Source organism: Pseudomonas karstica (assembly GCF_009707515.1).
Taxonomy (GTDB): Bacteria; Pseudomonadota; Gammaproteobacteria; order Pseudomonadales; family Pseudomonadaceae; genus Aquipseudomonas; species Aquipseudomonas karstica.
The window spans coordinates 143,435-153,373 of the sequence record NZ_WLYI01000009.1; the positions used below are offsets into that span (position 1 = coordinate 143,435).

9 protein-coding genes are annotated in these 9,939 nt (G+C 57.0%); all 9 read left to right on the forward strand.

All coding sequences use genetic code 11. The annotated features are described in order from the left end of the window. Window positions 1-15 precede the first annotated feature (15 nt). The 9 genes from mrcB to msrQ all read left to right on the forward strand — a co-directional run bounded on the left by mrcB (window position 16) and on the right by msrQ (window position 9,809). Window positions 16-2,340 (forward strand): penicillin-binding protein 1B, encoded by a 2,325-nt coding sequence (gene mrcB, locus GIR22_RS08995; RefSeq protein ID WP_154742987.1) that lies wholly within the window; start codon window positions 16-18, stop codon window positions 2,338-2,340. 16 nt (window positions 2,341-2,356) lie between these two features. Beyond that, window positions 2,357-3,067 (forward strand): tetratricopeptide repeat protein, encoded by a 711-nt coding sequence (locus tag GIR22_RS09000; RefSeq protein ID WP_178122168.1) that lies wholly within the window; start codon window positions 2,357-2,359, stop codon window positions 3,065-3,067. After that, window positions 3,067-3,396, forward strand: coding sequence for a YqcC family protein (locus tag GIR22_RS09005; RefSeq protein WP_154742988.1), 330 nt, complete (start codon window positions 3,067-3,069; stop codon window positions 3,394-3,396). The genes GIR22_RS09000 and GIR22_RS09005 overlap by 1 nt, the downstream gene beginning before the upstream one ends. A gap of 431 nt (window positions 3,397-3,827) precedes the next feature. Then, window positions 3,828-5,552, forward strand: a complete 1,725-nt coding sequence (locus tag GIR22_RS09010) for an acetolactate synthase 3 large subunit (protein ID WP_178122169.1) — start codon at window positions 3,828-3,830, stop codon at window positions 5,550-5,552. 2 nt (window positions 5,553-5,554) lie between these two features. Beyond that, window positions 5,555-6,046 carry an acetolactate synthase small subunit gene (ilvN, locus tag GIR22_RS09015; protein ID WP_003176102.1) on the forward strand — a complete coding sequence of 164 codons (492 nt, stop codon included), beginning with the start codon at window positions 5,555-5,557 and terminating at the stop codon, window positions 6,044-6,046. Between the two features lie 48 nt (window positions 6,047-6,094). Beyond that, the gene (ilvC, locus tag GIR22_RS09020; RefSeq protein WP_154742990.1) at window positions 6,095-7,111 is read left to right on the forward strand and encodes a ketol-acid reductoisomerase; all 1,017 of its coding nucleotides are present in this window, start codon (window positions 6,095-6,097) and stop codon (window positions 7,109-7,111) included. A gap of 144 nt (window positions 7,112-7,255) precedes the next feature. Next, the gene (pssA, locus tag GIR22_RS09025) at window positions 7,256-8,113 is read left to right on the forward strand and encodes a CDP-diacylglycerol--serine O-phosphatidyltransferase (RefSeq protein ID WP_154742991.1); all 858 of its coding nucleotides are present in this window, start codon (window positions 7,256-7,258) and stop codon (window positions 8,111-8,113) included. A 62-nt stretch (window positions 8,114-8,175) separates the two neighbouring features. Further along, window positions 8,176-9,189, forward strand: coding sequence for a protein-methionine-sulfoxide reductase catalytic subunit MsrP (msrP, locus tag GIR22_RS09030; RefSeq protein ID WP_154742992.1), 1,014 nt, complete (start codon window positions 8,176-8,178; stop codon window positions 9,187-9,189). Further along, on the forward strand, window positions 9,189-9,809 hold the full coding sequence (msrQ, locus tag GIR22_RS09035) for a protein-methionine-sulfoxide reductase heme-binding subunit MsrQ (RefSeq protein ID WP_154742993.1): 621 nt from the start codon (window positions 9,189-9,191) through the stop codon (window positions 9,807-9,809). The genes msrP and msrQ overlap by 1 nt, the downstream gene beginning before the upstream one ends. The last annotated feature ends 130 nt before the right edge of the window (window positions 9,810-9,939 follow it).

The following is a 9,939-nucleotide window of genomic DNA, read 5'->3' on the forward strand; positions in this document are numbered from 1 at the left end:
GTATAATCCGCCGCCATGACTCGTACCCGATCTCCTCGTTCCCGTAAAAAACCGCCTTCCCGCAGCCTGCGCCCCTGGCTGGGTTGGGCGCTCAAGCTTGGCCTGGTCGCTCTTGTAGTGGTCGCAGGCTTCGCGATCTACCTCGATGCCGTGGTCCAGGAGAAGTTCTCCGGCAAGCGCTGGACTATTCCGGCCAAGGTCTACGCGCGGCCACTGGAATTGTTCACCGGCCAAAAACTGAGCAAGGCCGACTTCCTCACTGAACTCGATGCCCTGGGCTATCGCCGAGAGAGCGTGAGCAATGGCCCCGGTGCGGCCTCGGTCAATGGCAATACCGTTGACCTGAATACCCGTGGTTTCCAGTTTTACGAAGGGCTGGAGAAACCCCAACCGGTACGTGTGCGCTTCTCTGGCGACTACGTGGCTGAACTGTCGTCCCTCAACGGTTCGAAGCTGCCGGTAGTGCGTCTGGAGCCGTTGTTGATCGGTGGGATTTATCCGAAAAACCTGGAAGATCGCATCCTGATCAAGATTGATCAGGTGCCGCCGTACCTGCTGGACACCCTGATTGCCGTGGAAGATCGGGATTTCTACAGCCACTGGGGTGTATCGCCCAAGTCGATCGCCCGAGCCATCTGGGTCAACACCTCTGGCGGCAAGATGACCCAGGGTGGTAGTACGCTGACGCAACAATTGGTCAAGAACTTCTACCTGACCAACGAGCGCAGCCTGACCCGTAAACTCACCGAAGCCATGATGGCGATGCTGCTTGAGTTGCATTACAGCAAGCAGGAAATCCTGGAGGCATACCTCAACGAGGTATTTGTCGGCCAGGACGGTCAACGTGCGGTGCACGGTTTTGGCCTGGCCAGCCAGTTCTTCTTCGGCCAGCCATTGTCCGAGCTGAAACTGCATCAAGTTGCGTTACTGGTGGGGATGGTCAAGGGGCCGTCCTACTACAACCCTCGTCGCAATCCTGAGCGGGCGTTGGAGCGGCGCAACCTCGTACTGGACGTGCTAGAGGAGCAAGGTGTCGCAACACCTGAGCAGGTCGCCGCGGCGAAAAAAATGCCCTTGAGCGTGACCACTCGCGGCAAGTTGGCCGACAGCTCGTTTCCGGGTTTTATTGACCTGGTCAAGCGTCAATTGCGTGAAGACTATCGCGACGAAGACTTGACCGAAGAGGGCCTGCGGATTTTCACCAGCTTCGACCCGATCCTTCAGATGAAGGCCGAGGCCTCGGTCAATGACACCTTCAAGCGCCTGGCAGGCCGTAAAGGCTCCGCTGAAGTCGAGGCCGCCATGGTGGTGACCAATCCGGAAACCGGTGAGGTCCAAGCCATGATCGGCAGTCGCCAGGCCGGTTTCGCCGGGTTCAACCGGGCGTTGGATGCTGTGCGGCCGATTGGCTCGCTGGTCAAGCCTGCGGTGTACCTGACGGCCCTGGAAAAACCGAGCAAATACACCCTGACCAGTTGGTTGTCCGATGCTCCGCTGACGGTCAAGGGCGCGGATGGCCAGGTGTGGAAGCCGCAGAACTATGATCGTCGCTCCCACGGTACGGTATTCCTGTACCAGGGGCTGGCGCACTCCTACAACCTGTCGACATCACGCCTGGGCCTTGAGTTGGGTGTACCGAATGTCCTCAAGACATTGGCGCGCCTGGGAGTCAATCGCGAGTTTCCAGCGTTTCCGTCGATGTTGCTGGGGGCTGGCGGCATGAGCCCGATGGACGTGGCGACCATGTACCAGACCCTCGCCAATGGAGGTTTCAACACACCAATGCGCGGGATCCGCAGTGTCTTGACCGCAGAAGGTGAGCCACTCAAGCGCTATCCGTTCCAGATTCAGCAGCGTTTCGATCCGGCCTCTATTTATCTGGTCCAGAACGCCATGCAGCGGGTCATGCGCGAAGGGACTGGACGCTCGGTTTACAGAACTCTGCCATCAAACCTGACGCTGGCAGGCAAGACAGGCACCAGTAATGATTCTCGAGACAGCTGGTTCGCCGGGTTCAGCCAGGATCTGTTGGCAGTGGTCTGGCTGGGGCGCGATGACAATGGCAAGACCCCCTTCACCGGGGCCACTGGCGCGTTGCAGGTCTGGACCAGTTTCATGCACAAGGCCGACCCGTTGCCGCTGAACATGCCACAGCCGGATAATATCGTTCAAGCCTGGATCGACCCCCATACTGGGCAGGGTTCTGACACCAGTTGTCCGGGCGTGGTGCAGATGCCGTATATTCGCGGCAGCGAACCGCCTCCCGGCGCGGCGTGCGGTGGCGGTGCCCCCGGTGACGCTGAGTCGGTGATGGATTGGGTCAAGGGCTGGATGAATTAAGCAAAGAGGGTTTCAAGTGAACAAGTGGTGGATTCCAGCTATTACAGCTCTGGCTTTGCTCAATGGTTGTGCCAGCGTGCAGCGCGGCTCTATTCCGGTGGTGGATTCCGGGACCGCTGTGTCCAATAACGACCGCATCTCGGCCAATGGTGGTTTCCGCCAGACGGTGGTCACACGTCCGGCGCAAACCACGGCCCAGGCGGTGCCGCAGGACTCCGGCGTGGTGGTGATGATTCCGGGGGGTGGCGCTGCGACCTCGACGCCGATCAGCACCGAACCGTTTACACCTGGGCCGATCTCGGCACCGATTCAATCAGCCCCGATCAACCAGGGCACTTACAACATGCCTTCGACACCCAGCGGGGTCCCGTCAGCCAGCGGCAGCTTGTCAGCTGATGAGCAACTTGATGGCCCAGTACTGGCCTTGCTCACTACCGCCCAGCAGCAACAGGCTGGTGGCGACTTGAATGGCGCCTCCTCCAGTCTTGAGCGCGCCCAGCGTGTAGCGCCTCGTGAGCCTCAAGTACTTTACCGGCTGGCTCAAGTGCGCATGGCCCAAGGTGATGCGCCCCAAGCCGAGCAGTTTGCGCGTCGTGGCCTGACCTTGGCCAATGGGCGTCCAGCCCTGCAGGCCAGCCTGTGGGACTTGATCGCCCAGGCCCGTGAGAAGCAGGGCGATGCTGCCGGTGCTGCCCAGGCTAAGCAAAAGGCCAAGGTAAGTCTCTGATGGATGCACGTTTTCCAGCAATTGCCGAACAGCTGTTGTTGATTGAGCGCGAGCTGCGATTGCAGGGTTGGTGGGATGAGCAATCTCCCAGCGTGGAAGCCTTGAGCAGTGTCGAACCGTTTTCGGTCGACACCCTGGACTTCCATCAATGGCTGCAGTGGATTTTCCTGGCAAGGATGAAGCAAATCCTTGAGCAGGACCTGCCATTGCCCAATGCATCCGGGATTATGGAAATGGCCGAAATGGTCTATGCCGACCGTCCTCTGGAAAGCCTTGGCCTACGGGCTGCGCTGAAAAACTTCGATCAACTGATCGTCGACGCTGGTTAATTGCCTGACTGCCGGATTTTCCGGCAGCCCTGCGCATATTTCTACCGCTTGACGACATTCAGGCGAGTTTTATCCCTCATCAAGCCCATTTCTTCTGTGTTCTCATGCGCTTAGTTGGAAAAAAGCGCAATTATTGCTTGACTTGAAGAGGCTGAAACAGAAGAATCCAAAGTCCGCTGTAGAGGGACTGCCAGAAGCAGTCCCACTCGGCAGATCATGAGGCGCACATCCGCGCCGACCTGTTACACCCGCAACGCGTTACCTCGCGCTGGGTGGGAAAAGCCCGCAACACTTGGGTCGATCCCAATACTTGCTCAGTCAGTGCTGACGTAGTCGGCGACCACCGTCGCTCATGCTCTGCTGAGAAGTAAACCTATTAAGACCCGTCGGCTTTTAGTGGACGGTATTCTGGCGTTTTAGAGGTGAACAACGTGGAGCTTTTATCTGGCGGTGAGATGCTCGTCCGCTTTTTGCGTGACGAAGGCGTCGACTATATCTACGGGTACCCAGGTGGTGCTCTGCTGCATGTCTATGACGCACTGTTCAAGGAACCGGCTGTTACCCACATCCTGGTTCGTCATGAACAGGCCGCGACCCATATGGCTGACGGGTATGCCCGTGCTACCGGTAAAGCCGGTGTGGTACTGGTAACCTCCGGCCCTGGCGCGACCAATGCCATCACCGGCATCGCGACTGCTTATATGGACTCCATTCCGATGGTGATCATTTCTGGCCAGGTGGCGAGCACCATGGTCGGTACCGATGCTTTCCAGGAAACCGACATGATCGGTATCTCCCGGCCGATCGTGAAACACAGCTTCATGATCAAGCATGCCTCGGAAATCCCGGAAGTCATGAAGAAGGCGTTCTACCTCGCGCAATCCGGTCGCCCGGGCCCTGTGGTGGTCGATATCCCGAAAGACATGACCAACCCCGCGGAAAAATTCGAATACATCTTCCCGAAGAAAGCCAAGCTGCGTTCCTACAGCCCGGCCGTTCGCGGGCATTCGGGGCAAATTCGCAAGGCAGCAGAAATGCTTCTGGCTGCCAAGCGCCCAGTGCTCTACTCGGGCGGTGGCGTGATCCTGGGGGGCGGTTCCGCACCGCTGACCGAGTTGGCCAAGATGCTCAATCTGCCGGTGACCAACACCCTGATGGGGCTGGGCGCATTCCCGGGTTCGGATCGTCAGTTCGTCGGCATGCTTGGCATGCACGGCAGTTACACGGCCAACCTGGTCATGCACCATGCCGATGTAATCCTGGCGGTTGGCGCACGTTTCGATGACCGGGTGATCAATGGCGCGAGCAAGTTCTGCCCGAACGCCAAGATCATCCACATCGATATCGACCCGGCGTCAATCTCCAAGACCATCAAGGCAGACGTGCCTATCGTCGGTCCTGTGGAAAGTGTATTGACCGAGATGGTTGCCACACTCAAGGACATTGGTGAAACCCCGAATAAGGATTCCGTCGACAGTTGGTGGAAGCAGATCGACGAGTGGCGCGGTGACCGCGGCCTGTTCCCTTATGACAAGGGTGACGGCAGCATCATCAAGCCGCAGACCGTGATCGAAACCCTGTGCGAAGTGACCAAGGGTGATGCCTTTGTAACTTCCGATGTGGGTCAGCACCAGATGTTTGCGGCGCAGTACTACACGTTCGACAAGCCTAACCGCTGGATCAACTCCGGCGGCCTGGGCACGATGGGCTTTGGTTTTCCTGCCGCCATGGGTGTGAAACTGAGCTTCCCGGATGCCGACGTCGCTTGCGTCACCGGCGAGGGCAGTATTCAGATGAACATTCAAGAGTTGTCGACTTGCTTGCAGTACGGCCTGCCGGTGAAGATCGTCTGCCTGAATAACGGTGTATTGGGTATGGTTCGCCAGTGGCAGGACATGAGCTACGGCAGCCGTCACTCCCACTCCTACATGGAGTCTCTGCCTGATTTCGTCAAGCTGGTTGAAGCCTATGGCCATGTGGGCATGCGCATCACCGATTTGAAGGATTTGAAGCCGAAGATGGCAGAAGCGTTCGCCATGAAGGATCGCCTGGTGTTCATCGATATTAAGGTCGATACCAGTGAGCACGTCTACCCGATGCAGATCAAAGACGGCTCTATGCGCGACATGTGGCTGAACAAGACGGAGCGTACCTAATCATGCGGCACATTATCTCCCTGCTTCTGGAGAACGAACCGGGCGCTCTGTCTCGTGTGGTCGGCCTGTTTTCACAACGCAACTACAACATCGAAAGCCTGACTGTGGCGCCAACCGAAGACCCGACCCTATCGCGTTTGACGTTGACCACCGTGGGGCATGATGAGGTGATCGAACAGATCACCAAGAACCTCAACAAGCTGATCGAAGTGGTCAAGCTGGTCGATTTGTCGGAAAGTGCCCACATCGAGCGTGAATTGATGCTGGTAAAGGTCAAGGCCACGGGTGCCCAGCGTGCCGAGATCAAGCGTACTACCGATATTTATCGTGGGCAGATCGTCGATGTGAGCGCCAGCGTTTATACCGTTCAACTGACCGGTACAAGCGACAAACTGGACAGCTTCATCCAATCGATCGGGACGGCCTCGATTCTGGAAACCGTACGCAGTGGCGTCACCGGGATCGCCCGTGGCGACAAAGTACTCAGCATCTAACTCAAATTAGCGAATGGCCTTAACGGCCTGGATATATAGAGGAACCTCATGAAAGTTTATTACGATAAAGATTGTGACCTGTCGATCATCCAGGGCAAAAAAGTCGCCATCATCGGCTACGGCTCCCAGGGTCATGCTCAAGCCTGCAACCTGAAAGATTCCGGTGTAGACGTGACTGTCGGCCTGCGCAAAGGCTCGGCCACTGTTGCCAAGGCTGAAGCCCACGGCCTGAAAGTGACTGACGTTGCTTCGGCTGTTGCTGCTGCCGACCTGGTCATGATCCTGACCCCGGACGAGTTCCAGTCCGCGCTGTACAAGACCGAAGTAGAGCCGAACATCAAGAAGGGCGCCACCCTGGCCTTCTCCCACGGTTTTGCAATCCACTACAACCAGGTTGTGCCACGAGCTGACCTCGACGTGATCATGATTGCGCCGAAAGCACCGGGTCATACCGTGCGTACCGAGTTCGTCAAAGGCGGCGGCATTCCTGACCTGATCGCGATCTACCAGGACGCTTCGGGCAACGCCAAAAACGTTGCGCTGTCCTACGCTGCCGGCGTCGGTGGCGGTCGTACCGGCATCATCGAAACCACCTTCAAGGACGAGACCGAAACCGACCTGTTCGGTGAACAAGCCGTTCTGTGCGGCGGTACCGTTGAGCTGGTCAAGGCCGGTTTCGAAACTCTGGTTGAAGCGGGCTACGCGCCAGAAATGGCCTACTTCGAATGCCTGCACGAACTGAAGCTGATCGTTGACCTCATGTACGAAGGCGGCATCGCCAACATGAACTACTCGATCTCCAACAACGCCGAGTACGGCGAGTACGTGACGGGCCCGGAAGTGATCAACGCCGAGTCCCGCCAAGCCATGCGCAACGCCCTGAAACGTATTCAGGACGGCGAGTATGCAAAAATGTTCATCAGCGAAGGTGCTACCGGCTACCCTTCGATGACCGCCAAGCGTCGTAACAACGCCGCTCACGGTATCGAAATCATCGGCGAGCAACTGCGCTCCATGATGCCGTGGATCGGTGCCAACAAGATCGTCGACAAAGCCAAAAACTAAGTCGTAGGCATCAAGGGAAAACGCGGCTTAGGCCGCGTTTTTTCGTTTAGGGGGCAGGTTCTGGTATAAAGCTGCATCGTTTGCGTTCGAACACTCGCCGCAAATTTCTGTCGAAATTTTTCACATTGTTGCTAGGTAAAGTCCATGAGCGAACGTCCCGACGAGCCAAACCAGGCCTCTGACGCCGAAAGCCTGCTACCGATCGATGAACATATCGAAGAGGGGCATGATGCCGAAGGCCGCAAGGTCCGGCATCGTGGCATCTATCTTCTGCCCAACTTGTTCACTACTGCGAACCTGTTTGCGGGGTTCTACTCCATCATCAACTCCATGAGTGCCCAGAGCGCGCTCGCGGCCGGTGATGCTGGCGGCGCGAGCAAGTACTTTGCGTTTGCCGCCATTGCGATCTTCGTCGCTATGGTGCTCGACGGTCTTGATGGTCGTGTGGCGCGGATGACAAATACACAGAGTGCCTTTGGCGCAGAGTATGACTCGCTGTCCGACATGGTCGCTTTTGGTGTTGCGCCGGCGTTGTTGGCATTCGCCTGGGCGCTGGGGGATATGGGCAAGGTTGGCTGGATGGTGGCCTTCATCTATGTCGCGGGTGCTGCATTGCGTCTGGCGCGGTTCAATACGCAGGTGGGCACAGCCGATAAGCGCTATTTCATTGGCTTGGCCAGTCCGGCTGCGGCGGGTGTGGTAGCGGGTATTGTCTGGGCGTTCAGCGATTATGGAATCCAGGGCTCCAAAATGTCGTTCCTGGTTGCCTTGATGGTGGCGGCGGCTGGCATGCTGATGGTGAGTAACATCAAGTACAACAGCTTCAAGGAGCTGGATCTCAAGGGGCGCGTGCCGTTTGTGGCCATTCTTGCGGTGGTGCTGGTGTTTGCTGTGGTGTTCAGTGATCCACCGCGCATTTTGCTGCTGGCGTTCCTTGTTTACGCGGCCTCTGGTCCGGTGCAGTACCTGTTGCATCTTCGCCGGCGCAAAACGTTGCCTTAATGTAATTTCCCCCATACTCCGCAGTCTATTGGTGCAGAACCCTCCAAGACTGCGGAGTTGCCATGTTAATCAAAGTCCCAAAAGCGTCCGATTGCCAAGAATCGGAAGTGACCCCTGAATCCCTCTATTTTTCTCGCCGCAGCCTTCTCGGTGGTGCGCTTGCCGGTATTGCTGCGAGCAGCCTTCCGCGCTGGGCCAGCGCCGCCGACGCTTCGCGTTATGCTGATGTTGAACCCGGCGAGGCCCCAGGTTGGTTTGCCGAGAAACTGCCGAGCACCCAGTGGCAGGCGGTTAACGTCAAGGACGAGGCGATTACCCCGTTCAAGGACGCAACCCACTACAACAACTTCTATGAGTTCGGTACGGGCAAGGGCGATCCAGCTGCCAACGCAGGTTCGCTGAAGACCGAGCCGTGGAGCGTGGTTATTGATGGTGAGGTCGAGAAGCCCGGGCGATATGCCTTGGAAGACTTCATGAAGCCCTATCAGTTGGAGGAGAGGATCTACCGTTTACGCTGTGTCGAGGCGTGGTCGATGGTGATTCCCTGGATCGGCTTTCCTATTTCGGCGCTGCTCAAGCAGGTCGGGCCAACCTCCAAGGCCAAATACATTCGCTTCGAAACCCTGCAGGATCCTAAAAGTATGCCGGGGCAGCGTTCTGGATTTGCCCTGATCGACTGGCCTTATATAGAAGGGTTGCGTCTGGATGAGGCGATGAATCCTTTAGCGATCCTGGCGGTGGGCATGTACGGTCGTGAGCTGCCAAATCAGAATGGCGCGCCGCTACGCTTGGTAGTGCCTTGGAAGTATGGTTTCAAGAGTATCAAGTCTATCGTGCGGATCAGCTTGGTCAGCGAGCAGCCGAAAACCACCTGGCAAAGCATTGCGGCGGATGAGTATGGCTTTTATGCCAACGTGAATCCCACCGTCGATCATCCACGCTGGACGCAGGCCCGGGAGCGTCGCCTGCCGAGTGGCTTGTTCAGTCCTAACGTGCGGGAGACACAGATGTTCAACGGTTACTCCGAAGAAGTCGCGTCTCTCTATACCGGCCTTGATCTGCGGAAGAACTACTGATGCGGTACCCGATCTGGCGCATTGGCGTCTTTATAGCGGTGGCGGTGTGGCCGCTGTTCTGGTTGTACGAGGCCTGGAGCTTTGCCCTGGGCCCTGATCCAGGAAAGGTGCTGGTTGATCGGCTGGGGTTGGGTACGTTGATTTTGTTGTTGGTCACCCTGGGGATGACACCACTGCAGAAACTCAGCGGTTGGGCAGGGTGGATAGCGGTGCGCCGGCAGTTGGGGTTGTGGTGCTTTGCCTATGTAGTGCTACATCTGGCGGCTTATTGCATCTTTATTCTGGGGCTTGATTGGCCGCAATTGGGTGTGGAGCTGCGCAAGCGGCCCTACATTATTGTGGGAACATTGGGTTTTCTCTGCCTATTGGCGTTGGCTGTGACCTCTAATCGCTATAGCCAGCGTAGGTTAGGTGTTCGCTGGAAGAAGTTACATCGCTTGGTTTACGTGATCCTCGGGCTTGGCCTGTTACACATGTTGTGGATCGTGCGTGCTGATCTGAAGGAGTGGGTTATCTATGCTTCTATAGGTGCAGTGCTTCTTGTTCTGCGAATTCCTCCTGTAATGCGCCGAATCCCTCGCTTTATTGCGAAAAAAGCACCTTCTGCAACAAAAGCGTAATTAACCCTTGACGGCAGATCCTGGAAGTCTATAATTCGCCCCACTTCCGGCGCAGTCTAAACGGAAAACTCCTTGGTAAACAAAGAGTTATGCGAGATTCGACAGCGAGCTGCTTCAGTCCATCGAAGCT

Coding starts and splice junctions, on each gene's coding strand:
- msrQ (WP_154742993.1), top strand. CDS start 9,189: ATGCGGTACCCGATCTGGCGCATTGGCGTCTTTATAGCGGTGGCGGTG.
- mrcB (WP_154742987.1), top strand. CDS start 16: ATGACTCGTACCCGATCTCCTCGTTCCCGTAAAAAACCGCCTTCCCGC.
- pssA (WP_154742991.1), top strand. CDS start 7,256: ATGAGCGAACGTCCCGACGAGCCAAACCAGGCCTCTGACGCCGAAAGC.
- ilvC (WP_154742990.1), top strand. CDS start 6,095: ATGAAAGTTTATTACGATAAAGATTGTGACCTGTCGATCATCCAGGGC.
- GIR22_RS09005 (WP_154742988.1), top strand. CDS start 3,067: ATGGATGCACGTTTTCCAGCAATTGCCGAACAGCTGTTGTTGATTGAG.
- ilvN (WP_003176102.1), top strand. CDS start 5,555: ATGCGGCACATTATCTCCCTGCTTCTGGAGAACGAACCGGGCGCTCTG.
- msrP (WP_154742992.1), top strand. CDS start 8,176: ATGTTAATCAAAGTCCCAAAAGCGTCCGATTGCCAAGAATCGGAAGTG.